The organism is Photorhabdus sp. RW14-46 (genome assembly GCF_963887965.1).
Lineage (GTDB): Bacteria > Pseudomonadota > Gammaproteobacteria > Enterobacterales > Enterobacteriaceae > Photorhabdus > Photorhabdus laumondii.
This window is the reverse complement of record NZ_CAWPHH010000023.1, coordinates 34,917-59,708: the sequence shown is the minus strand read 5'-3', so window position 1 is coordinate 59,708 and position 24,792 is coordinate 34,917. Positions and strand designations below refer to the sequence as shown.

Here is a 24,792-nt window from a genome sequence, read left to right as displayed (position 1 = left end):
ATGTTAAAAATTGCCGATACGACTTTTAATTCCCGTCTATTTACCGGTACAGGCAAATTCGCCAATGCAAATTTAATGACTCAAGCTATAGCCGCTTCCGGCAGCCAGCTTGTCACGATGGCAATGAAACGCATTGATTTGCAGAGCGGTAATGACGCTATTTTGACGCCATTGCAAAAACTTGGCGTCAAATTGCTGCCAAATACTTCTGGGGCCAAAACCGCAGAAGAGGCCCTGTTTGCCGCCCGTCTGGCCCGTGAAGCACTGGCAACCAACTGGATCAAGCTGGAGATTCATCCTGATGTGAAATACTTGTTACCTGACCCGATTGAAACACTCAAAGGCGCTGAAATGTTGGTCAAAGATGGGTTTGTCGTTCTGCCCTATTGCAGTGCTGATCCTGTTTTGTGCAAACGTCTGGAAGAAGTGGGTTGCGCGGCGGTTATGCCTTTAGGCGCACCGATCGGATCTAATCAAGGGCTACTAACCCGAGATTTCCTGCAAATTATTATTGAACAAGCACAAGTGCCAGTGGTCATTGATGCCGGCATCGGTGCACCAAGCCATGCATTGGAAGCGCTTGAACTAGGCGCGGATGCTGTATTAGTCAACACCGCAATTGCTGTCGCACGTAATCCAGTAAAAATGGCTCAAGCCTTCAGAATAGCGATTGAAGCGGGTGAATTATCTTATCAAGCTGGCCGGGCAAGTCCAAAACAACACGCTGTTGCATCCAGTCCACTGACCGATTTCCTGAGAGTGCTCTGATGACGAATCATCTTACGAACAGCAATTTTAGTTATCGCTGGCAACAATTGAGTTGGGATGACATCACCCTGCGCATTCATAGCAAAACCGCGCAGGATGTTGAACAAGCATTAAGCAGTAACAAATTAAGTCTGGACGATTTTATGGCCTTGCTCTCACCAGCAGCGAAACCCTACATCGAACCGCTGGCACAACGGGCACAAAAACTGACGCGTCAACGCTTCGGTAACACCGTAGGTTTCTATGTGCCACTTTATCTCTCCAATTTGTGTGCCAATGATTGCACCTATTGCGGGTTCTCAATGAGTAACCGCATCAAACGCAAGATACTGAATAAAGATGAAATTATTGCCGAATGTCAGGCGATTAAAGCGCTGGGCTTCAACAATCTGTTATTAGTCACCGGAGAACATCAGGGCAAGGTCGGTATGGATTATTTCCGCCACTATCTGCCGCTTATCCGCGAGTATTTCAGCTCAATCATGATGGAAGTCCAGCCTATGACACAGGAAGAGTACTCAGAATTAAAAACTCTGGGGCTAGATGGCGTGATGGTTTATCAGGAAACCTATCATCAACCAACTTACCTGTTGCATCATCTACGAGGTAAGAAACGGGATTTCCACTGGCGATTAGAAACACCCGATCGTCTTGGTCGAGCAAAAATCGATAAAATCGGTTTAGGGGCATTGATTGGCCTTTCTAGTCATTGGCGGACAGACTGCTATATGGTGGCGGAGCATTTATTCTTTCTGCAACGCACATACTGGCAAAGCCGTTACTCTATTTCATTCCCACGTTTACGACCTTGTACCGGAGGGATTGAACCGGCATCGCTAATGAGTGAAGCAGAACTGGTACAACTGATTTGTGCTTTTCGTCTATTTGCGCCAGATGTTGAGCTGTCTATTTCCACTCGTGAATCTCCATTCTTCCGCGATCATATCATACCACTGGCAATCAACAACGTTAGTGCCGGTTCGAAAACCCAACCCGGTGGTTACGCAGATAGTCGCCACGAAGAATTGGAACAATTTATGCCGCATGATAACCGTTCTGTCTATCAGGTCGCAGACGCATTAATTAAAGCCGGATTACAACCTGTCTGGAAAGATTGGGATAACTATTTAGGTCGATAATTTAATTTTCTCTTATCTAAAATAATTCTATTTTAGATAAGAGTATTTAACAAGAAATAATCATAAGAAATAAGATTTAATATAAATATATCCGATGAATTTCAAGCAGTCATAGATATTACCTCATTATTCACTCTATTCTTTCTCTCAATGTGACTAATATTTCAACATAACATTTCTGCAACAATGAGCATTGTCACGAGCAACAAATTAGTCTACAGAAACACCTATCAGGATAAGCGCTTATAACTCATTTATTCTTTTATTAATTTATACAAATTACAATTCACCACCAACAAAAAATACAATTGAGTATTATCCCATTATTGATAAAGTGCCCCCCCGAAAAACAAAGCGATGAAAGAAATTAAATTCATTTCTATCTATTTAAAAAGGACTAATATATGAACGTACAAGAAATCCTGAATAATGAAGATTATTCTGATAGCAAGAAAAACTCTCATAAAGAACTGGTTAACGGCTCATTCGAAGAGGGATATAACGGCTGGAGAATCCCAGCTCCTGAGTCAGTAGAAATCTTATCTGAAAATGGCGTTCACTTTATCAGAATCCAAAGCGTTACCGGTTCTGGCGTCATTGATCAAATTATCGAAGGATTAGAACCTAACACTAAATATAAACTAACAGGTACAGCTCGCGTATCATCAGAATGGGCCTCATCAGCTTATTTTGGTTTACAGAGTCGCACCGAAGGCCCCAACACTTTTGCTGTAAACAGCACCGATTTTACAACCGGTTCGGTAGAATTAAGTACAGATCAAGAGGGACTTTTACGCGTTTATTTATTGAAAGACCAAGTTGGTCCTCGACCAGACGGAGAAACCGCTGACTTTACCGGTTTTATTTTAGAGCAAGCTTAAGCATTTAACTTCGATATATTTTAACATTTTAAACATCCAGAGTTCACGGCTCTGGGTGTTTTAATATTGGTTGAGAAAATAAATTTAAAAATTAATATCTTAACTGGAATATAGTTCAATTATTTTAAGATAAATTCCCATCGAAATAATTTAGCCCTGTCATTTATTTTCACATTAATTATCACAAGCCTAATCTTCAATCAAAAAACATGATTGAATATTTTTTCATTATTGCTAAAGTATTTATAGGAAAAAATTATTAAGCAAAATTAAATTTAATTGCCATTCATTTAAAAGGACTCATATATGGATATGAAGAAAATGCTAAATAGCGCAGATTATTCTGATACAAAAAACGCTAATAAAGAGCTGGTTAATGGTTCATTTAACGAAGGATATCGTGGCTGGAGAATCCCAACCCCTGAAACTGTAGAAATCCTGTCCGAGAATGGCGTTAATTTTCTTAGCATCCAAACCTATTCCAGCTCTGGTGTCATTGATCAAATAATAACAGGGTTGGAACCTAACGTTAAATATCGACTGACGGGTACAGCACGCTTATCGACTCAACTAACACCACAAAGGGCCTTGCCCGCTTATTTTGGCTTACAGAATCGCACATTTGGCCCTGAATCCTTTGTTGTCAATAGCTTCAATTTTACGACCGGTTCAGTTGAATTAAACACAGATGAAGAAGGACTTTTACGTATTTACATGCTGAAAGACCAATTTGTAGAACTTCCAGAAGAGGCAACTGCTGACTTTACCGGTTTTATTCTAGAAAGAGTTTAAACATCGGGCCTTGATATATATACCCTATAGATTTCAAGATGGATCGCGACGGCAAGGGAGCGAATCCCCGGGAGCATAGATAACGATGTGACCGGGGTGAGGGAGTGCAGCCAACAAAGAGGCAACTTGAAAGATGACGTATATAACACCCGAAGTACATTGCTCCGGGTGTTTAAAGCCTGTCTGGCTAACTTAAATCATGCAATGGTTTTTTTATTGGTGGTGTCAATTGGAAATCAGAAAACCGCACCTGTAATCCGTGCCGCTCTGGAGAACAACACATTGCACCAACAAAGACAGGTTGTTTATCTTCAAAAAAAGGAGATAACCTCAACAATGGCCACCGAAAACCATCAGTGGAATATTGTAGTCTTAAATATCCCTCTTCACGAGTCAAACGTAACCAAAATTTACTAGCATCACCAGGGAATAGACCCATAGACCAATCAGAATGATGACGTGTTAGCACACTACCAATTGAGGCATGACCATCAGAATATTCAATTCCGCCTTTCAGCCAATGTTTCTCATCGACTAATAGCATGACTCCTGCCTGATCGTATAAATGTTCAAAACAGCCTTCAATACAGAGTTGAAAGGTGAAATCATCCTCAACATAACGCCCAAAAACATGACCATTATGACGTTCAAAGCCATACCATGTTCGTTGCCAAAAGTCAGTTTTATGATCTGTAGTGACATTAAGCCAGCCGCTTCCACATTGCCAATCAGATGGCTCATTAAGCCAATGATATTGTGATAAACCCATAGGAACTCCCTCTATTATCTTCCGCTTGAATTAATCAATTTATATCCTGCAAGTAAGGAGATAGAGAGTAAAGCAATACAAGCAAAAGCGCCGTGTAATGTCACAATATGCGCTAATCCGCCGATGATTGCAGGCCCCAGCAAAATCCCTGAATATCCCATAGTAGAAACCGCGGCAACAGCCAGTGAATCAGGCATAATTTTCTGTTGACCGGAAGCGGTAAAAAGCATTGGTGCGATATTAGATAATCCTGCCCCGATCATCAGGAAAGAGAGCCCTAGCATTATTGCGGTCGATGCTGAGTAAATAAGGATAAACCCGGAAGTAGCCAATAAAGCACTGCTGATAAAAACCCGTCGGTGTCCATAAAGGGCAATAATCTTATCACCGAGAAAGCGGCCCGATGTCATAGCAATAGCAAACAAGGTATAACCGATACCCGCCTGATGACTACTGATATTATGTACGCTGGTTAATAATATCCCACTCCAGTCCAGCATTGATCCTTCCATGATATAGGCAACAAAACAGAGAAAGCCTAATAAAATCACGATCCCATGAGGCATAGCAAAAAATGGCGTATTATCCGATTCGGCTTCGTTTAATAATCCACTCCATACCGGCAGTAACAATAAAATAACCAGCAACACCACCATTACCATCGCCTGGAGAGGTGATATTCCCAAAGATAACAATGCACTCACCGAACCTGCACCAACGATCCCGCCCAAACTAAATAACGCGTGAAAGCCAGACATAATTGGCCGCCGAGCCATTTTCTCAACCATGACAGCGTGGATATTGACCACAACATCCATTGCACCAATACCTGCGCCAAAAATAAATAAAACGCAAGCCAGTGTTAGCGGTGTAGGTAATACACTTAGCCCTGGCAACATCACTAGCACGACCAAAGCACATAAAGTGAAGATTTGCCGACAGCCGAAACGTGCGGCTAACATGCCGGCTATCGGCATCATGATGAAAGAGCCAATACCGAACGCCAACATCAGGAGCCCCATCGCGCCATTATCAAGTTGTAGCCGTTCTTTAGCTAAAGGAATCAGGGGTGCCCAACTTGCAAGACTAAAGCCGGCAATAAAAAAAGCGGCACGCGTTGCCATGATGGGTTGTTTTACCAAAGAGACAATATTTTGATCAGACAACTCATGTTCCTTCTATATAATCTATATAAATAAAATGCCCTCCGATATGACTAATCATGGAGGGCATTAAGTTACCCAAAATTAATTTTAGAAAATTGTGGAATATCGGTCAGCGCCCCAATAATACGAGTAGCCTGTTGATACTGTTCCGCAACCGATAAAGCATGAGGCCAAGCATACACGTAGGGAATACCTGCCTGCGTTGCTGCTGTAATTCCCAAATCGGTATCTTCAATCACTAATGTCTGATGAACATCCATAGACTTCAATTTCAACATAGCAAGATAGGGATCGGGATGAGGTTTCGTCCTCTCAACATCGTCACCTGAGATTAAAGCCGGGCTTTCGCTCAATTCCAACAATCCAATATTCGCCAAACAGACTTCCCGCGGCGCAGTAGAGACAAAGCCAAAAGGGATACGGTGCTGTTGTAAGGCCAATATCAACCTGGAAATCCCTGGACGAAGGTAACTTTTAGCCAGCTTACTTTTGTACACCGAGACGATTTGAGCAGTGATCTCTTTCTGTTGCTGAGCTGGAACCCCAATGTAATCTAACGTTTCCTCCAAACTCAGGCCAATAAGTTGCTGTGGTTGTACATGCTGTGTATAGTCGGGAGCCAAATCACAAAGAACATCAAAGTGCAGTTGTTCACTGTCAACAATGACCCCATCGATATCAAAAATCACATTAAATCTATCCATGTGAAACATTCCATTATTTTAGATCGGAGATACGGATCAGCACTTTACAGTTCGGAGTAAAAAGTGGTTTTTGGCTTTTGTTAGCAATATCGCAACCCACAGTGAGAAAAGCCTGCAAGTAATCATTAAAATCAAAAACCTGGCTAACCAGACGACCGGCTGGAATAACACCATCACGGATCATGGTATAAGCACGTTCAAAACTGTTATTCAGAGAATCGATGGAACCAATCACTGAAAGGCTCTTATCAGCAATTTTCAAGATATCAAGATTGGCATGCTTATCTTTAAGCGCCACATTCAACAATTTTCCGCCAGGTGCCAAATGTTCAAAAACGTATTCGGTTAATTGACCGGTCGTATCCACACAGAGATCGATAAGCGCTGATTTATCGCCATATTTCTGTATTAACGCCTCATCAAAATCAGTATACAGCTCACATTCTGGTGGCAGATTTTCTTTGGCAAATTGAATTCGACTTTCGTTTTTCTCGACCATGAAAGCCTTAACGCCTCTGGCATGTAAAGCCCAAATGTAGAGCATCCCCATTGGGCCTGCGCCAGCTACCGCTGCACGAATATTAGTATGAGTAATGCCCAGTTTATCAACCCCGGTCAGCGTACAACTGAGTGGCTCAGTCAATGATGCCTCTTCCATACTGACATGATCATCCAGCTTTATCAGCGAACTCTCTTTAGCCAGATATTGCTCAGCAAATGCCCCATCATAGGAAACCCCTGCTTCGGTTCCCAATTTTTTCTCACAATGATTTGGACTGCCTGTCTGGCACATCCGACAATGCCCACAAGAATAGGTCGGATTGATGACAACACGGTCACCCACATTAAAACGCGTGACACTCTTCCCTATTTGCGTAATAACCCCCGTTGTTTCATGGCCCAGCGTGGTTCCCGGAATAGCAACAGGATAAGATCCGGTGATAATCCCAACATCCGTACCACAAACGCCACACACCGCAATATCAACAACAACATCATCAGGCTCAGCACAGCGTAACGGTTCAACATCCTGGATTTGCACATCCCACACCCGATTAAATTTAAGTGCCTTCATTACGCTACCTCCTTGGTATCCAGCATATTTAACGTCATATCAGCAAAAGTCAGATCAAGCTTATACAGAATTTCGTTTAAATGTTCCTGAGTACAAATTAATGGTGGACGAACTTTAAGTGCACGACCTTTACCATAACGAGAACCCCGGATGATCAAGTGATGAGAATTCGCTATTGCAATCGCTTGTGCCGCAAATTCGGGTGATGGCGTATCAAAGCCAAACATATAACCGACGCCCCTAACGCCAGTGATTTCTGGATATTTATGCTGTAGTGCGAGTAAGCCATCACGCAAATAAGTTTCATTGCGTTGCACATTCTCCAGAACTTGTTCCTCTTCAATAATATCGATAATTTCGTTAAGCGCCGTTAATGAAAGCGGGTTAGCGCCTGATGTACTGGAATGTTCGAATGACTCTAATACATCTAATGAACTCCGCATCAGCACACCACCAGTAGGAATACCTATGCCACCAGCACCTTTAGCGAAAACAATAATATCGGGTTCTAATTCTTTGGCGTAACCGGTTGAAGCAAAAAATGTCCCGGTACGGCCAAATCCGGTCTGTACTTCATCTGCGATAATAATAATGTCATGTTTATGACAGATGTCTCTGATCTTACGATAAAAATCAACAGGGAAAACGTTATTTCCGCCATTTCCTTGAATAGGCTCAATGATAAGACAGGCAATATTGTCATTTGACCCTAATTGAATAAATTGTTCCAAGTCAAAATATTGATTGGATTCTGTATTCGGTTCAAGCTCTGACATGACACTAGTAGGGGTTGGAATTTTAAAAGAACCATCAATGTTGACATGGAAGTCTTTAATTCTAAAAGCATTACCTGAAATTTGCGCTGTAGCTAAAGACTGACCATGATGAGCCAGAAAGAAAGAGATAACCCCTGAACGTCCTGTTGCTTTTTGCGCGATACGAATTGCGCATTCAACCGCCCCAGAGCCGGAAACATCACGTAACCATATTCTATCAATGCCCTTAGGGCTATGTTTAACTAATTTATCCAAAATATATTGTGACATTTCATGGGTATAAGCTGAACTTAGATGTGTACATCTGTCGATCTGCTGTTTTAATTTTTCAGTTATTCTGCGATTAGTGTACCCAAGTGGAAGGTTAAATGTCCCCGAAGCTGCATCAATATACTTTTCACCATCAATTTCTAAATAAGGACCGTTTCCAACAAAGCGAGAAAGCATATCTTCAAACCGTTTTCCATTTTCCATCATTTTAATTACCTTGATTAACTATTTATAACCACAACAAATAAAATCAGATTTTAATATATAAGACAATATTTACTAAAAATTAGTTTATATCAACAAAAAGTCTGCAAGAACCCAAAAAACATTTAAAAAATTAAAGTATTTTGTATAAAATATATTATTATTTTGAATGATTGGTTAATAGCATGCAGAACTGCTGATTTATAGGGTTAATGATAAGAAATTCTGTACAAATCCCATAAAAACTGTACCAAAATCCTCTATACCCTATGGATTTCAAGATGGATCGCGACGGCAAGGGAGTGAATCCCCGGGAGCATAGATAACGATGTGACCGGGGTGAGCGAGTGCAGCCAACAAAGAGGCAACTTGAAAGATAACGGGTATATCGAGTGAAAAATAAGCTGATGCTACAGCGCAAGATCATTTGCTTATATTTAAGATATCCACACAAGCTGGCTGGTTTACACCAGTGAATAGCTCGTATAAAGTTCAGGCTTTAAAAAAAGTAAAGGGTTCAGTCTGTGTATGATCCTTGAACAGCCCTATCGCTAGCTTAAAATGACTCGCCAGTAGGATTTCTGGTATATCCAAGCTCGTTGGTGACGCTAAAGAACGAATTCCACTGAGCCTATTTACCAATAAAACCACCACCATTACTGAAATATTAAAAGAACACACATGCAAAATTATATTCTTCTACTACTTAGCTTGGCACTTTTTGGACCTTTGGGTATCGATGTATTCTTGCCTACGGTTCCTGCCATTGCCGAGGATTTTAAAGTTAACAATGAAGTCATTCAGTCAACGATTTCTTTGTTTTTATTAATTATGGGGCTAGGTCAATTAATCTCTGGACCACTGGTCGATAAATTCGGCCGTCGGCCAGTAGCCCTAACGGGTATCACCTTATATATCATCGGTTCGGTGATCGCAGCGCTTTCTACTTTTCCCGAAATGTTTATTGCCGCGCGAATTATTCAAGGATGTGCTGTCTGCTGTACCAGTGTCGTCTGCATTAGTGGTGTGCGTGATCGCCTAAACGGTGACGAAGCGGCCAAAGCCTATGGATTTATTAACGGTACGCTAAATATTGTTCCTGCTCTTGCTCCGTTACTTGGCGGTATTCTGGCCGAAATGTTCAACTGGCGAGCGCCATTCTGGTTTTTGACTTGCTACTCGGTTATTGCACTACTGATCATTGCCAACTGGCTACCAGAGACGCGCCCTGCTAACACTAAGCCAATTCGCGGGCTACCACTGAAGCAATATTTCCAAATTCTTAGCAATGCCCAGTTTATGCATTTTGCCTTGGTTAATGCCGGCATTATGGGAATAGTGATTACCTATGTCTCATTTGCACCAACCGTGCTAATGACTGAGGGCCATATTTCACCGCTAGCATTTTCATTGATTTTTGGTGGCAACGGACTCTGGACGATGATCGCCTTCCTAACCGCCAATAAAATCATCCATCGACTTGGCCGCCCTTGCTGCCTGCTGTTAGGGACAATTCTAATGGCACTGGCTAGCCTATCTCTGTTCTCTGGCATGCATCTGCCAACTGTCGCCAGCCAGCACTGGCTAAGCTATATGTTGCCGGTTTCTTTCGCCTGTACAGGTATGGCATTTGTTATGGGACCTGCGACCAGTTATGCACTAGAACCTTATTCTGACGAAGCCGGTGTCGCTTCTGCACTGATAGGATTCGTCCAGATGGCTGTCGGCTCCGCTCTCTCGCTCATTGCTATGGCGTTGCCATTTTCGCTCAAACAGTCACTCGTGTTAGTTATGCTACTCGGTACCACGCTAATCCTGTCAGCACACATACTCAGTCGTAACCTGAAAGGGCGGGTAGTTTCGCTAGAACCCTAAAATATCTGTCATACACCTAATCCCATCATCTGCATCAATTGTTGTGCTTGCTGAATCGCCTCTTGGCGATTCGCAATCCCTAGCTTCTGATACAGATTCCGTATATGTGTCTTAATCGTTGTCGTCGCTACATCCAACTCTGCGGCAATCTGATCATTACTGTAGCCTGAGTAAATCAACCCCAACACCTGCCATTCACGCTGTGTAAGCGGACTATTGCGAATAAGCTCAGGAACATCAGGATGTGTTAGCAACTGTGTGACAAAACTTTCATCAAAATGAGCGAATTTATGGCGATGTTGACGATTGATATCCCGCAAAATGCGCTGCGCCCGATGCAACTCCAGTTCAGACAAGGTATTGAGCTGAATAAGCTGACGTAGCTGTTGGGCCATCAACTCACCTTCAATGACAAAATGGCTAATAAATCCTGTACGGTTAGCCAGAGACAACGCCTCAATGAGTGCACTCTGCGCTTCACTTTTGCGTCCGATATGCCAGTAAAGCAAGTTACACAACAATAAATTACGATTCAGATCGCTGATTAATTGCAATTCTCTCGCATGTTGATTCAGTGTATCCAAAATGGACTCAGCTTCATCATACAAACCAAGCAGAATCTGAGCACGAGCAATATTGCGCCACTGGCCCTGATTAAAATGATTACTGACGCTTTCTGGCCGCTCAGTCTGTGCCAACCACCGAATAGCGGCGCTTTTGTCGTCCATACTCTGCCAGATGATGACTCGCAGCTTGTCAGTATTCGTACGCCAATCTCTATGATACTGCCCATTACTCAGCAGGTTTTCACAACGCGCCAGATAACGGCGGGCATTATCAATATCCCCTCTGGTCAAAGAGCATTTAGCCAACTGGGTTAAACATTGCAACTGCTGTTGAGGTTGGAAGTTAGACAACACTTCCAGCCCACGACGTGCCGCCTCTTCGGCTTCATCAAGACGAGACCAGCACCACAAAAGCTGTGAACGGATACGCAACAAAAATTCATGCATTGGCAACTGCTCCAAATGCTGTTCACGGATCAATTCAAATGCCTTATTCTGCGTTTCATAAGCCGTCTGCAAATATCCCTGAGCTAATAAGATCTCACTTTGCTGCAACAGCGCCCACAACGCATAGTGATGAACATGAAAACGACGCGCAAGCTGCTCGGTTTGTTGCATCCGCGCTAATGCATCAGCCAACTCACCTCTACAATGTAATACTTCACCTTCCACGGAAGTTGCAACAATACGACTGTATTCATTCTGAGGAAGCAGTGCCGCCAAAGCTTGTTTCGCCAACTTATCAGCCATCTCCGGCTTACCACTGTTCATCGCCACCTGAGCCCGTAGCGCATCGAATTCGGCGAGCAGATCCGGCTCTATAGCAATTTGTTTCTGTTGCAGTGCCTGTTCCGCCTGGTTTAACAGGGTATTGACTTCTGAATAACGATGTTGGCTTTGGGCCAGCCAAGCCTGGAGCAGCACCAGACGCGGACTCTCCAATAGCTGCTCATAAGGCAACGCATTCATACACTCTTCCAACAGAGATAACTCACTGTGGTTAAACAGCGACCAAGCATGTTGCAACAAAATATCGCGCAGCATAGCCGTATCCCCCGCAGCCAAGGCATGATGAATCGCCTCGCCCGGATACCCCTGCGCCAACCAACCTTCTGCGGCCGCCCGATGCAACTCCGGCAATTGCAACGCCATTTCCCATTGACAACGTTGACGTAGAAATGAAGCAAAAAGCGGATGAAAGCGAAACCATTCGCCAGAGTCATCCATACGCTGGATAAACAGCCCCTGACGTTCGGTTTCCTCAAGACGCTGCTGACCATTCTCTTCACCGGTTAGACGAACAATCAAGCCGTCATTCATGGAACGTAAGATAGAGCTGCGCAACAAAAATTCACGCGTTGAACTACCCACCTGATTGAGTACCTCATCCACCAAATAATCGGAAAGATGGCCGGCGTTAATGCCCGACAAACGTTTAGCCGACAGTTCAGCAGCATCACACGACTGCCGTGCTGACAGCGCAATAAGCTGGAGCGCCGTTGCCCAACCCGCGACTTCATTACATAGGCGCTTACAATCGTCGGCATCAAGGGATGTGGTTAACCGCTTATCAAAAAATTGCTGAGTTTCTTGATAATCAAACGCCAGTTGCTGACTGTCAATTTCCAGCAATTGCTCACGCACACGCAGATTAGCCACCCCAAGAGAAGGCAAATTACGCGATAAGATGGTTAACGTCAGATTCTCAGGCTGGTGACGCAGGAAAAACCGCATAGCCTCATGAATCATGTTATTCACAATCAGATGGTAATCATCAATCACCAGAAAAATGGGCCGCCGCCACTCACTAAGTTCAATAAATAATTGAGCGAAAAGCGCGGGTAAATTGGCATATTGATGTTTTTGAGCCAACACTTCACTTTTAACACAATGTCCCTGCGTAGCTTGCTGCAATGCCGCGATAAGATAACTGGCAAAACGTTCCGGCTGATTATCGCTCTCATCTAAAGAATACCATCCCAGATTATCCTGCCCGGCAGCCCACTGAGAGACCAATGTGGTTTTGCCATAACCCGCGGGGCTAGTTATTAGCACAAGACGATAATTAGACGACTCATTCAGTCTGATTAACAGACGCTCACGCAAGACTGTATTATTCAGACGAACGGGACGACTCAGTTTTGATGGGATAAGCATTAATTTCCGTGCCCAAAGAAGCGATAAGTAAAACCTGCGCCGGAACCATACATACCCGTCATCTTTCAAGTTGCCCTTTGTTGGCTGCACTCGCTCACCCCCGGTCACATAGTTTGCTATGCTCCCGGGGATTCGCTCCCTTGCCGTCGCGATCCATCTTGAAATCCATTGGGTATATTTAAATGATTTATTTCATGGTCCGTAATAACGCCATTAATTGGCCCAACCAAATTTAGTGAAATAGATGGCTTTTGCAAATATGTTTACGCCCCCCATAGCATTAAGTTGCGCACCCTATCACATTCTTGAACAGCAAATTCCATTTTCTACAGATAAGAGCCTATCTCAATAGGCGTAATTGTTGCAGGCAGTTTGAACACGGACAGCGCGGAAAAACCGGAGCGTACACGTAGTACGTGAGGATTTTGAGCACTGCCCAGGTTCAAAATGGCAAATAAAATAGCCCTATTGAGATAGGCAGTAAGTTATGGAAGCGATTAGCAAATTACCTTAATCGATCCACTGGAAAAAAATGAACTCAGTAAATACAAAAGTGATACGCAATATAGTTACTGGCTACGCCCTTCTACTCCTCCCTGACTAATACCTCTCCAGGATGATGCTTTAGATCCTGAGAGCATTCAGCATAGTGGTTAAATTTTCCTTTTCAGCTACAGGATGAAGACTCCATGCAACAGTCCAGATTAGATAAAGCCCAGTTTCAGGCTGCGCTGACACGTCAATGGCAGCGCTTTGGCCTCGGTTCAGCACAGGAAATGACTCAGCATCAGTGGTGGCAAGCCGTTAGTGCGGCCCTGTCAGAACTGGTGCCCGCATGCCCTGTCATCAATCATTCCGAGCAACAACGCCATGTGAACTACATCTCTATGGAGTTTCTGATTGGCCGTTTAACCGCAAACAACCTGCTTAACCTTGGTTGGTATGAAGACGTTCAGGCTTACCTGGCAGAAGAAAATATCATTTTAAGTGATCTTCTGGAACAAGAAACCGACCCCGCTTTAGGTAACGGTGGACTGGGACGGCTTGCCGCCTGTTTTCTTGACTCTATGGCAACCGTCGGTCAGTCGGCCATTGGCTATGGTCTGAATTATCAATACGGCCTGTTCCGCCAATCCTTTGAACAAGGGCAACAAATTGAAGAACCAGATAATTGGGGACGAGAATCCTATCCCTGGTTCCGTCACAACACTCAGTTAGATGTTGAGGTAAATTTTGGTGGCAAAGTCGTCATAACCGATGATGGACACGAAACTTGGCAGCCTGAATTTACCTTGATTGGAGAAGCCTGGGATCTACCGGTCATTGGTTATCGCAATGGTGTTACTCAACCATTACGCCTGTGGCAAGCAACCCATGCCTCTCCATTTGATCTCGACAAATTCAACGCCGGGCAGTTCCTGACAGCAGAACAGCAAGGTGTTGAAGCCGCTAAGCTAACGAAAGTTCTCTATCCGAATGATAATCATCAAGAAGGCAAACGCCTGCGTCTGATGCAACAATATTTCCAGTGTGCCTGCTCCGTCGCAGATATCCTGCGTCGTCATCTTCTGGCGGGCCGCAAAATAGAAGATCTGCCTAAGTATGAAGTTATCCAACTTAACGATACCCATCCAACGATTGCCATCCCTGAAATGATGCGCATTCTGCTGGATAAACACCAGATGAGTTGGGAAACCGCATGGGAGATAACCAGCCATACTTTCGCCTATACCAACCACACCCTGATGCCAGAAGGTTTGGAATGTTGGGACGAAGATCTAGTCAGCCACCTGCTACCACGCCATTACTGCATCATTAAAGAAATTAACTACCGGTTTAAAAAGTTGGTGGACAAAACCTGGCCCGGCGAGCCAGCCGTATGGGAAAAATTAGCTGTACATTATAACCATCAGATACGAATGGCGAATCTTTGCGTCGTCGCGGGCTTTGCCGTCAACGGGGTAGCTGCGCTGCACTCACAGCTCATCGTTAAGGATCTGTTTCCTGAATACCATCAACTGTGGCCAAATAAATTTCTCAACGTGACAAATGGCGTCACCCCACGTCGCTGGATCAAACAGTGTAACCCGGCACTGTCAGGATTGCTTGACCGTACACTTAATCGCGAATGGATTAACGATCTTGACGCCCTTAAAACACTTGAGCCCTATGCAGATGACGCCGCTTTCCGCGAAGAGTACCGAGCTATCAAACAAAGCAACAAGATCTTGCTCTCCAATTATGTCAATAAAGTGATGGGGCTCAAGCTAGATCCAAACGCCATTTTTGATGTGCAAATTAAACGCTTGCATGAATATAAACGCCAGCATCTGAACCTGTTGCATATCCTATCGCTCTATAAACAAATTCAGGAAAATCCGGCGCTGGACATCGTTCCACGTGTGTTCCTGTTTGGTGCAAAAGCCGCACCGGGCTACTATTTGGCAAAAAACATTATCTCTGCCATCAATCAGGCGGCGGAGAAAATTAACAACGATCCAATCGTCCGTGATCGCATTAAGATCGCTTTTATCCCCGATTATAAAGTTTCTGTCGCGGAGCTCATGATCCCGGCGGCCGATGTTTCAGAACAAATCTCCACAGCCGGTAAAGAAGCTTCCGGTACCGGCAACATGAAACTGGCACTGAATGGGGCACTAACTATCGGCACCTTAGACGGAGCAAATGTTGAAATTGCCGAACAGGTAGGAGATGACCACATCTTCATCTTCGGACATACCGTAGAAGAAGTGAAAGCCTTAAAAGCTGCCGGTTATGACCCACTGAAACTACTCAAGGAAGATCAACATCTGGACAACATACTCAAAGCACTGGCTAGCGGCGAGTTCAGCTATAGCGATAAGCGAGCATTCGATATGCTGCTACATAGTCTGATTGAAGGCGGCGATCCTTATCTGGTACTAGCTGATTTTGCCTCCTATTGTGATGCACATAAACGGATCGATACCCTGTACCGCGATACTCAACATTGGACACGTAGCGCCATTCTGAACACCGCCCGGATGGGTATGTTCAGCTCTGACCGAACAATCCGTGATTATCAACAGCGCATCTGGCAAGCAAACCGATAAGGAAAGATCATGGGGGAGAAGAGCCTCGATCATTTAGCGACCGAGGCTGGCATTGTCGCCAGCTATATTAATGCTTATGGCAAGCCACAAGCGATTCCAACGGAAACCCGACATCGCTTGTTAGATGCGATAAACGTAAACAAACCGGCCAATGCGCCGGTTTCACCCTTGCCGACAGTAAAAATTTTTACTCAAGGTGAACACTTCACGATCACTCTGAAAGATGAAGAGCACTACCAATGGCAGATACGGACAGAACAAGGAGAGGAATTTCAGGGGCATTGCTGCCATAAACTGATGCTACCTGATACGCTTGCTCTGGGATACCACCGCCTCACTCTGATACAAGGAAGCCAATGCTGGTCTATGCAGATTATCGTGGCCCCCAAACGCTGCTATGAACCCGATGCTCTACTAAGGAGAGAAAAACTTTGGGGTGCCTGTGTGCAACTCTATACTCTGCGTTCAGAAAACAACTGGGGAATTGGCGATTTTGGCGACCTGAAACACATGCTGAAAGAGATAGCAATACGCGGTGGGGCCTTCATCGGGCTAAATCCATTGCATGCGCTATATCCGACCATACCAGAAAGCGCCAGTCCCTATAGCCCCTCTTCACGCAACTGGCTTAATGTGATTTACATTGATGTTAATCAGGTTGAAGATTTCAAACACAATGAAGAAGCACAGAGATGGTGGCAAACAGCGACGACTCAACGCATGTTACAGGATGCCCGTAACGCGGAATGGGTAGATTACACCACAGTTATGGCGTTGAAAATGGCAGCACTACGTCTGGCATATCAACAATTCAGCACTCGTCCAGAACATGATCCGTCAAAAACCGCTTTCCACCAATTTGTCATCCAAGGTGGTGAATGTCTCTACTATCAAGCTGTCTATGACGCTCTGCATTGCCGGTTATATGCTGAAAATAGTACCTATTGGGGCTGGCCGGTATGGCCGGAAAAGTACAGCGATCCGCACGGTGAAGCGGTACAAACATTTTGCCAATCTCACCCGCAGGAAGTGGAATTTTTCCTCTGGCTACAATGGCTGGCCGATACTCAGCTTGCAGACTGTTTTACCCAAAGCCAAACAAGTGGCATGCCCATTGGAATTTACCGTGATTTGGCCGTCGGCGTAGCGGAAGGAGGCTCGGAAACCTGGTGCAACCGGGTTGTTTACTGCACCAAAGCATCAGTGGGAGCACCACCAGATGCACTGGGCCCACTAGGTCAAAACTGGGGCTTACCACCAATGAATCCTCATGTTTTGCAATCTCAAGCTTACCAGCCGTTCATTAAGTTGCTGCGCACAAATATGACTTACTGCGGTGCGCTACGCATTGACCACGTTATGTCGATGCTTAGGCTTTGGTGGATTCCCTATGGCGAAACGGCCGACAAAGGAGCATATGTACACTATCCAGTTGATGATCTAATGGCGATTCTGGCATTAGAAAGTCAACGCCATCGCTGTCTGGTCATTGGTGAAGATTTGGGGATTGTACCGGAAGAGATTGTAGGCAAGCTGCGCGATAGCGGTGTCTATTCTTATAAAGTGCTCTACTTTGAGCGTCACGGCAATGGAGAATACCGCGCACCTGAGGATTACCCGATACAAGCAATGGCGACCATCACCACCCATGATTTACCTACTTTACGTGGATTCTGGCAAAGCGCCGATTTGACACTTGGGGAATCACTCAAGTTATATCCTGATAAAAACCTGCTTCAAGGGTTATATACCGAACGTCAAGCTAGCAAACAAGGGTTATTAGAAGGTTTACATCACTACGGCTGTATCCCGGAACATATCGGTGACACGGCAAAAGAGGTTGGAATGTCACCGATGATAAACCAAGGGTTACATCGCTATATTGCCCACAGTGCCTGCTCACTACTGGGACTGCAACCCGAAGATTGGCTGGATATGGATAAACCTGTCAATATTCCAGGTACGGTAATGGAATACCCTAACTGGCGGCGAAAACTGAATACCACATTGGAAACCCTGTTTGGTGATGATCATGTCAATCAATTGCTGAAAGATGTAGATAAATGCCGTAAAAAAGCAGGAACAGCCAGAGGTTAAATACCGTAACGCCTATTTCTCCTGTACAGGCATTATTCTTTCCAGTTTAAAGGATGGTTTTAATCTATACCCTATGGATTTCAAGATGCATCGCGACGGCAAGGGAGCGAATCCCCGGGAGCATAGAGAACGATGTGACCGGGGTGAACGAGCGTAGCCAATAAAGAGGCAACTTGAAAGATAACGGATATATAAACCATCCTTCATATTACTAATTTTAACGCCTTGACTACTACAACTGAGTTTTCACCAATAATAAAACAGTATTCAGAAAAGCCTTTTTTATCTGTCAGTGTGGTTTTAAAAGCGGGAAAAGAAGCCAAGCGTACCTCGGAAAAAACAGATAAAAACTTTAATCATCAAAAGTAAAAAGCAGTAATTAATAAGGCTTTTTTAAAGTGGGTAAAAAATCCGATACCATACTGATATTAGAAGAGAAAACATTAGAAAAAACAGGTTTTAAATTGATTAAATAAGGTAAAAAAAAATAACAGCGTTAACCCGATAACAAGAATATATCCTAGCAAAGCATTTAACAGTATTAACCACATTAACAGCTTTAACAGCTTTAACAGCTTTAACAGCTTTAACAGCTTTAACAGCTTTAACAGCTTTAACAGCTTTAACAGCTTTAACAGCTTTAACAGCTTTAACAGCTTTAACAGCTTTAACAGCTTTAACAGCTTTAACAGCTTTAACAGCTTTAACAGCTTTAACAGTATTAAACCAATTTTCTTAAATAAAAGATTTTTCCTGACTGAAACAAGTTTACGAAAAATCAGAGACTATAATTGCAGAAAACCGAGAGGCATCCCCGAAAAAGCAAGAGTATTTAACAACATTAAAAATAATTAAAAAAATTGGCATTAACTTTAATACTGTTAGCTATCTGCCACCCCCACTGGTTTTAAATCTAAAAAATCAAATATAGAAAAAGGAGAAACGAGAAAACCTAAATATCATTTTAATGAAAACAAGGACATTAAATGCGGTTCAGAAAATGTAAAAGCTATTAAACTCACCACAATTAAGCAATAAAAACCGTTCGTTACAACAGGTTTCCAATTAAAAACAAGCACCCCATCAGAATAAAAACCACAGTACAAGCTTATCATATTTTTAACATTACTTTTTTAACTTACATTTCTCTTTTACCGGTGATTAATCAACTAAGGATTAAAAAATAGGTAGTACACTGATAACAACTTTTCAAAAGGCATAAAGTGACTAAAAACAACCTATTCTCCGCTATGTTTAATCCATTTATCGGTAAATCGGTAATACATACTATCCTCCACTTATTTTACATTTACCTAACCAGTCATGATTATTTAAAAAGACAAACAGGGAGAGATTAAACATTTCACTCAACAGACTGATTTAACACAACGAATCAAAGATTTCAGTAGTGTGATTAATGACATTTAGTCGAAATTCACTAACCATTAACCGAGGGTTGAAAAGCAATAATCACGTAAAATAACATTAATAGAATAAACTGACATTCAAGTATTTTCTCACTATCATTTTGCGAAGCAATCAATAAAAATGCGATTAAAGAAAAGATAAAACGATTAATTTAGCTGAATTTAAGCACTAAAAAGGATTTATCCTAAAAAAACATTAATGGTATCTCCATACTAGAAAACTATTTATTATTGATTTAATAAAGAAAAAAACAAAGGGGGATGATTCATAAAAACCCACAGAATTGCCAGTAAAACCAATTGGTAAAACAATGCCAGTAAAACAGTGTCAGTAAAAATAAATCGGATATGATTAATGTTCGTTTAAACGTAAAACCACGATATACCCGTCATCTTTCAAGTTGCCTCTTTGTTGGCTGCACTCGTTCACCCCGGTCACATAGTTATCTATGCTCCCGGGGATTCTCTCCCTTGCCGTCGCGATGCATCTTGAAATCCATAGGGTATATATCATAATGTTTAAATTTAGCAAAAAGCAGATATCCAAAAGATAAAAAACGATTAAAACCAGATACCGATTAAAATCATCCGTTAAAAAAACAACTTTTAATCACAGTTTAAAACCTGCTCTGGTTTTATGGGTATTTCAATTAAAGGCTTTAGCATTTGATAGTTATGACCGTACCTTTAATCGACAAGCGCCAGTCGGGCAACCACAATTAACAAGATGCCCCTCCAGCGCGACAGGTATTCCTTGTATATTAAACAAGTTAGAACCTTCCGCAACAACGCCGGTTTGTTTACAGGCGGGACAAAACACCGGGTCACCTTTACAGGCAACCGATAGTTGTTGATTTACCAAATCGGAACCCTTTAAAACCTCGCCTCCGGTTGTTGTGGTATCACCTTTAAGGATAATTTTTTTACTTTCCACTACACTGCGCATTATTTACTCCGTTGTATTTTCCGTTTCTCGTATTAGATGCCAGACGGTTGTGCCCGGTTCTGCACCTTCAACATCAAAAGCCATCGCACCCTGAGCAAAGAAGTACTGCTTGCCCGGCAGGCTGTCGGTTTGCCAGATCCCGCTGATCAGTGCCGGATGGTCACCTCTCAAAGGGGTCACTTGCAGCGGTCCCCGGTCATAACGGGCATACCAAGCCAGGGTGGAAGTTGAATTAAAATGACCTTCACCATAAAAGTGCAGGGAATGGCCTTCACGGGGAATGACTCGTATCGGACGTATCAGTTGGTTAATAGCAAAATAACTCTCCGGGACACTGCCCGGCAATGGCGTTAAGTCCGGATATTGACCGGCCCGGATAATCAGACCATTGGAATAAGAACTAATCACCACATCCCGGTAGGGGCGCAGCACCTGACGTATCCAGAATTCTCCACCCAGTCGGTTTACAAATCGTTTGGACAGCAGGGTGATCCAATTAATGCCCCGGATGGAGTGTTCATACTGTAATTTAGCTGTATGAACTGCGGAGTTCACTTGCAGGGAAGGGTAACGTTGCGCCAGTTGGTACTCTAAAGGAAAATAGTCATAGTAATCTTTGGGCAGGACCAGACAGTAACCACAGTCACCACTGTCCGGTTCAAGCTGTTCACACAGAAAATCCAGCCAGTCTATAAATCGGGTCATACCCTCTTGCTCTTTCAGATAATCCCAGGGCAGTACCAGACTCAGGTAGGAGCTATCATCGTCACCATTAGCTTCCCGAGAATCCAGGTAACGCATCAGATAACGAGGCGCTTCATCTTCATTTTTGGCATCACTGACCACCCAACCACAAGGCTGGTTTTTTTTCTGGCTAAGAATGCCTTCTTCCACTTTGGCAATATTTTCCGGTGAATATTTTCTTAACCCTTTAAATTCATGACGGTGAAAACGCAGGTGAGGGCCAAACTCTTCGCGAAAGCGGCGGTAGCAGGCCAGAATGCGTTGTTTTTTCTCCTGAGTGTAGCCCTGTTTAAAAAACAGAGTGATAGAAATCCCAAGACGAGAAATGGTTAGCCCATCGCCATTGAGGAAGGTAAACGCGGCCAGTTGTGATCTCAACTGGGCAAAGTTATCTACAGTTTCCATCATTTTCTCCGTAAGTTATGAGTCGGTGGATAATCTGTTATTCCCACATACTTGCCGCTTCCCGTATCAGATGCCAGATAGTTGTACCCGTCTCTGCACCTTCAACATCAAAAGCCATCGCACCCTGAGCAAAGAAATACTGTTTGTCAGGCAGGCTGTCGGTTCGCCAGATCCCGCTGACCAGTGCCGGATGGTCACCTCTCAAAGGGGTCACTTGCAGCAGTCCCCGGTCATAACGGGCATACCAGGCCAGGGTGGAAGTTGAATTAAAATGACCTTCACCATAGAAGTGCAATGAATGGCCTTCACGAGGTATCACCCGTATCGGACGTATCANTTAACCCTTTAAATTCATGACGGTGAAAACGCAGGTGAGTGCCAAATTCTTCGCGAAAGCGTCGGTAGCAGGCCAGAATGCGCTGTTTTTTCTCCTGGGTATAGCCTTGTTTAAAAAACAGAGTGATAGAAATCCCAAGACGAGAAATGGTTAGCCCATCGCCATTGAGGAAGGTAAACGCGGCCAGTTGTGATCTCAACTGGGCAAAGTTATCTACAGTTTCCATCATTTTCTCCGTAAGTTATGAGTCGGTGGATAATCTGTTATTCCCACATACTTGCCGCTTCCCGTATCAGATGCCAGATAGTTGTACCCGTCTCTGCACCTTCAACATCAAAAGCCATCGCCCCCTGAGCAAAGAAATACTGCCTGCCCGGCAGGCTGTCGGTTTGCCAGATCCCGCTGACCAGTGCCGGATGGTCACCTCTCAAAGGGGTCACTTGTAGCGGTCCCCGGTCATAACGGGCATACCAGGCCAGGGTGGAAGTTGAATTAAAATGACCTTCACCATAGAAGTGCAATGAATGGCCTTCACGAGGTATCACCCGTATCGGACGTATCAACTGGTTAATAGCAAAATAACTCTCCGGGACACTGCCCGGTAGTGGCGTTAAATCTGGGTATTGACCGGCCCGGATAATCAGGCCATCACGGTAAGAAGTAATCACCACATCCCGGTAGGGGCGCAGCACCTGACGTATCCAATATTCTCCACCCAGCCGGTTTACAAAACGTTTGGATAGCAGGGTGATCCAGTTAATGCCCCGGATGGAATGCCCATACTGTAATTTAGCTGTGAACACTGCGGAGTTCACTTGCAAGGAAGGGTAACGTTGCGCCAGTTGATACTCTAAAGGAAAGTAGTCATAGAAGTCATTGGGTAAGACCAGACAGTAGCCACAGTCACCACTGTCCGGTTCGAGTTGTTCACACAGAAACTCCAGCCAAGTCGTAAAGCGAGCCATGCCCTCTTGTTCTTTCAGATAATTCCAAGGAAGTGTCAGGCTTAGGTAAGAACTGCCGTTATCACCGCTTATTTCCCGGGAATCCAGATAACGCATCAGATAATTAGGTGCCTCATCTTCATTTTTGGCATCACTGACCACCCAACCACAAGGCTGGTTTTTTTTCTGGCTAAGAATGCCTTCTTCCACTTTGGCAATATTTTCTGGGGAATATTTTTTTAACCCTTTAAATTCATGACGGTGAAAACGCAGGTGAGTGCCAAATTCTTCGCGAAAGCGTCGGTAGCAGGCCAGAATGCGCTGTTTTTTCTCCTGGGTATAGCCTTGTTTAAAAAACAGAGTGATAGAAATCCCAAGACGAGAAACGGTCAGCCCATCGCCATTGAGGAAGGTAAACGCGGCCAGTTGTGATCTCAACTGGGCAAAGTTATCTACAGTTTCCATCATTTTCTCCGTAAGTTATGAGTCGGTGGATAATCTGTTATTCCCACATACTTGCCGCTTCCCGTATCAGATGCCAGATAGTTGTACCCATCTCTGCACCTTCAACATCAAAAGCCATCGCCCCCTGAGCAAAGAAATACTGCCTGCCCGGCAGGCTGTCGGTTTGCCAGATCCCACTGACCAGTGCCGGATGGTCACCTTTCAAAGGTGTCACTTGTAGCGGTCCCCGGTCATAACGGGCATACCAGGCCAGGGTGGAAGTTGAATTAAAATGCCCTTCACCATAGAAATGCAATGAATGGCCTTCACGAGGTATCACCCGTATCGGACGTATCAACTGGTTAATAGCAAAATAACTCTCCGGGACACTGCCCGGGAGTGGGGTTAAGTCCGGGTATTCACCGGCCCGGATAATCAGGCCATCACGGTAAGAAGTAATCACCACATCCCGGTAGGGGCGCAGCACCTGACGTATCCAGAATTCTCCACCCAGTCGGTTTACAAATCGTTTGGACAGCAGGGTGATCCAATTAATGCCACGGATGGAATGTCCATACTGTAATTTGGCTGTATGAACCGCAGAATTAACCTGCAATGCGGGGTAACGCTGCGCTAGCTGGTACTCTAAGGGAAAGTAATCATAATAATCTTTGGGCAGGACCAGACAGTAGCCACAGTCTCCACTGTCCGGTTCGAGTTGTTCACACAGAAAGTCCAGCCAGGCCATAAACCGGGTCATGCCCTCTTGTTCTTTCAGATAATCCCAGGGCAGCACTAGACTCAGGTAGGAGCTACCATCATCACCATCAATTTCTCGGGAATCTAGGTAACGCATCAGATACTTAGGTGCCTCATCTTCATTTTTAGCATCACTAACGACCCAACCACAGAGCTGGTTTTTTTTCCTGGCGAGAATACCTTCCTCCATCTTAATAATATTTTCCGGTGAATATTTGCTTAATCCCTTTAATGAATGACTGTGAAAACGCAGATGAGTACCGAACTCCTCCCGAAAGCGCCGGTAGCAGGCCAGAATGCGTTGTTTTTTCTCCTGAGTGTAGCCCTGTTTAAAAAACAGAGTGATAGAAATCCCAAGACGAGAAATGGTTAGCCCATCACCATTGAGGAAGGTAAACGCGGCCAGTTGTGATCTCAACTGGGCAAAGTAATCTACAGTTTCCATCATATTTTCC

At 44.0% G+C, this 24,792-nt stretch carries 18 protein-coding genes and 1 pseudogene; 7 read left to right on the top strand and 12 right to left on the bottom strand.

The features are described from left to right. The 4 genes from AACQ38_RS16875 (at position 1) to AACQ38_RS16860 (ending at position 3,580) form a co-directional block, all read left to right on the top strand. Positions 1-768, top strand: a complete 768-nt coding sequence (locus tag AACQ38_RS16875; RefSeq protein ID WP_165578633.1) for a thiazole synthase — start codon at positions 1-3, stop codon at positions 766-768. After that, on the top strand, positions 768-1,907 hold the full coding sequence (gene thiH, locus AACQ38_RS16870; RefSeq protein WP_165578632.1) for a 2-iminoacetate synthase ThiH: 1,140 nt from the start codon (positions 768-770) through the stop codon (positions 1,905-1,907). Before AACQ38_RS16875 ends, thiH begins: the two co-directional genes overlap by 1 nt. 404 nt (positions 1,908-2,311) lie before the next feature. Continuing rightward, positions 2,312-2,788 (top strand): carbohydrate binding domain-containing protein, encoded by a 477-nt coding sequence (locus AACQ38_RS16865; protein ID WP_011144865.1) that lies wholly within the window; start codon positions 2,312-2,314, stop codon positions 2,786-2,788. A 306-nt stretch (positions 2,789-3,094) separates the two neighbouring features. After that, the gene (locus tag AACQ38_RS16860; RefSeq protein ID WP_011144864.1) at positions 3,095-3,580 is read left to right on the top strand and encodes a hypothetical protein; all 486 of its coding nucleotides are present in this window, start codon (positions 3,095-3,097) and stop codon (positions 3,578-3,580) included. Between the two features lie 187 nt (positions 3,581-3,767). Here AACQ38_RS16860 and AACQ38_RS16855 read toward each other — a convergent pair whose 3' ends face one another. From AACQ38_RS16855 to AACQ38_RS16835, 5 genes are all read right to left on the bottom strand, one after another. Then, a complete protein-coding gene (locus AACQ38_RS16855) occupies positions 3,768-4,349 on the bottom strand; it encodes a DUF1349 domain-containing protein (protein ID WP_113026876.1) in 582 nt (193 codons plus the stop codon). A 14-nt stretch (positions 4,350-4,363) separates the two neighbouring features. Beyond that, positions 4,364-5,515, bottom strand: coding sequence for an MFS transporter (locus tag AACQ38_RS16850; protein ID WP_165578631.1), 1,152 nt, complete (start codon positions 5,513-5,515; stop codon positions 4,364-4,366). 71 nt (positions 5,516-5,586) lie between these two features. Continuing rightward, positions 5,587-6,219 carry an HAD family hydrolase gene (locus AACQ38_RS16845; RefSeq protein ID WP_041379890.1) on the bottom strand — a complete coding sequence of 211 codons (633 nt, stop codon included), beginning with the start codon at positions 6,217-6,219 and terminating at the stop codon, positions 5,587-5,589. Positions 6,220-6,232: 13 nt separating this feature from the next. Next, positions 6,233-7,294 (bottom strand): zinc-dependent alcohol dehydrogenase, encoded by a 1,062-nt coding sequence (locus AACQ38_RS16840; protein WP_011144860.1) that lies wholly within the window; start codon positions 7,292-7,294, stop codon positions 6,233-6,235. Continuing rightward, complete coding sequence (locus tag AACQ38_RS16835; RefSeq protein ID WP_041380544.1) at positions 7,294-8,544, bottom strand: class-III pyridoxal-phosphate-dependent aminotransferase; 1,251 nt, start codon at positions 8,542-8,544, stop codon at positions 7,294-7,296. Before AACQ38_RS16835 ends, AACQ38_RS16840 begins: the two co-directional genes overlap by 1 nt. A gap of 681 nt (positions 8,545-9,225) precedes the next feature. Here AACQ38_RS16835 and AACQ38_RS16830 point away from each other — a divergent pair. Continuing rightward, the gene (locus tag AACQ38_RS16830) at positions 9,226-10,419 is read left to right on the top strand and encodes a multidrug effflux MFS transporter (protein WP_011144858.1); all 1,194 of its coding nucleotides are present in this window, start codon (positions 9,226-9,228) and stop codon (positions 10,417-10,419) included. Between the two features lie 8 nt (positions 10,420-10,427). Here the strand turns inward: AACQ38_RS16830 and malT are convergent, their stop codons facing one another. Then, on the bottom strand, positions 10,428-13,142 hold the full coding sequence (malT, locus tag AACQ38_RS16825; protein ID WP_011144857.1) for an HTH-type transcriptional regulator MalT: 2,715 nt from the start codon (positions 13,140-13,142) through the stop codon (positions 10,428-10,430). A 689-nt stretch (positions 13,143-13,831) separates the two neighbouring features. Here malT and malP point away from each other — a divergent pair. Together malP and malQ are read left to right on the top strand one after the other, a co-directional pair. Then, positions 13,832-16,234 carry a maltodextrin phosphorylase gene (gene malP, locus AACQ38_RS16820; protein WP_165578630.1) on the top strand — a complete coding sequence of 801 codons (2,403 nt, stop codon included), beginning with the start codon at positions 13,832-13,834 and terminating at the stop codon, positions 16,232-16,234. 9 nt (positions 16,235-16,243) lie between these two features. After that, on the top strand, positions 16,244-18,331 hold the full coding sequence (malQ, locus tag AACQ38_RS16815; RefSeq protein WP_165578629.1) for a 4-alpha-glucanotransferase: 2,088 nt from the start codon (positions 16,244-16,246) through the stop codon (positions 18,329-18,331). 1,779 nt (positions 18,332-20,110) lie between these two features. Here malQ and AACQ38_RS16810 read toward each other — a convergent pair. The 6 genes and pseudogenes from AACQ38_RS16810 to AACQ38_RS16785 all read right to left on the bottom strand — a co-directional run bounded on the left by AACQ38_RS16810 (position 20,111) and on the right by AACQ38_RS16785 (position 24,782). Then, on the bottom strand, positions 20,111-20,290 hold the full coding sequence (locus tag AACQ38_RS16810) for a hypothetical protein (RefSeq protein ID WP_125026205.1): 180 nt from the start codon (positions 20,288-20,290) through the stop codon (positions 20,111-20,113). Positions 20,291-20,431: 141 nt separating this feature from the next. Beyond that, positions 20,432-20,704, bottom strand: coding sequence for a PAAR domain-containing protein (locus tag AACQ38_RS16805; RefSeq protein WP_165578627.1), 273 nt, complete (start codon positions 20,702-20,704; stop codon positions 20,432-20,434). A gap of 3 nt (positions 20,705-20,707) precedes the next feature. After that, the gene (locus AACQ38_RS16800; protein WP_165578644.1) at positions 20,708-21,853 is read right to left on the bottom strand and encodes a DUF3396 domain-containing protein; all 1,146 of its coding nucleotides are present in this window, start codon (positions 21,851-21,853) and stop codon (positions 20,708-20,710) included. A gap of 37 nt (positions 21,854-21,890) precedes the next feature. Then, positions 21,891-22,416 (bottom strand): annotated as a pseudogene (locus AACQ38_RS16795) (hypothetical protein). 37 nt (positions 22,417-22,453) lie between these two features. Beyond that, positions 22,454-23,599, bottom strand: a complete 1,146-nt coding sequence (locus tag AACQ38_RS16790; RefSeq protein WP_165578643.1) for a DUF3396 domain-containing protein — start codon at positions 23,597-23,599, stop codon at positions 22,454-22,456. Between the two features lie 37 nt (positions 23,600-23,636). Beyond that, positions 23,637-24,782 (bottom strand): DUF3396 domain-containing protein, encoded by a 1,146-nt coding sequence (locus AACQ38_RS16785; RefSeq protein ID WP_165578642.1) that lies wholly within the window; start codon positions 24,780-24,782, stop codon positions 23,637-23,639. Positions 24,783-24,792: the final 10 nt, after the last annotated feature.

Coding starts and splice junctions, on each gene's coding strand:
- AACQ38_RS16840 (WP_011144860.1), bottom strand. CDS start 7,294: ATGAAGGCACTTAAATTTAATCGGGTGTGGGATGTGCAAATCCAGGAT.
- AACQ38_RS16860 (WP_011144864.1), top strand. CDS start 3,095: ATGGATATGAAGAAAATGCTAAATAGCGCAGATTATTCTGATACAAAA.
- AACQ38_RS16875 (WP_165578633.1), top strand. CDS start 1: ATGTTAAAAATTGCCGATACGACTTTTAATTCCCGTCTATTTACCGGT.
- AACQ38_RS16800 (WP_165578644.1), bottom strand. CDS start 21,853: ATGGAAACTGTAGATAACTTTGCCCAGTTGAGATCACAACTGGCCGCG.
- AACQ38_RS16785 (WP_165578642.1), bottom strand. CDS start 24,782: ATGGAAACTGTAGATTACTTTGCCCAGTTGAGATCACAACTGGCCGCG.
- malQ (WP_165578629.1), top strand. CDS start 16,244: ATGGGGGAGAAGAGCCTCGATCATTTAGCGACCGAGGCTGGCATTGTC.
- thiH (WP_165578632.1), top strand. CDS start 768: ATGACGAATCATCTTACGAACAGCAATTTTAGTTATCGCTGGCAACAA.
- malP (WP_165578630.1), top strand. CDS start 13,832: ATGCAACAGTCCAGATTAGATAAAGCCCAGTTTCAGGCTGCGCTGACA.
- AACQ38_RS16845 (WP_041379890.1), bottom strand. CDS start 6,219: ATGGATAGATTTAATGTGATTTTTGATATCGATGGGGTCATTGTTGAC.
- AACQ38_RS16805 (WP_165578627.1), bottom strand. CDS start 20,704: ATGCGCAGTGTAGTGGAAAGTAAAAAAATTATCCTTAAAGGTGATACC.
- AACQ38_RS16790 (WP_165578643.1), bottom strand. CDS start 23,599: ATGGAAACTGTAGATAACTTTGCCCAGTTGAGATCACAACTGGCCGCG.
- malT (WP_011144857.1), bottom strand. CDS start 13,142: ATGCTTATCCCATCAAAACTGAGTCGTCCCGTTCGTCTGAATAATACA.
- AACQ38_RS16835 (WP_041380544.1), bottom strand. CDS start 8,544: ATGGAAAATGGAAAACGGTTTGAAGATATGCTTTCTCGCTTTGTTGGA.
- AACQ38_RS16830 (WP_011144858.1), top strand. CDS start 9,226: ATGCAAAATTATATTCTTCTACTACTTAGCTTGGCACTTTTTGGACCT.
- AACQ38_RS16865 (WP_011144865.1), top strand. CDS start 2,312: ATGAACGTACAAGAAATCCTGAATAATGAAGATTATTCTGATAGCAAG.
- AACQ38_RS16855 (WP_113026876.1), bottom strand. CDS start 4,349: ATGGGTTTATCACAATATCATTGGCTTAATGAGCCATCTGATTGGCAA.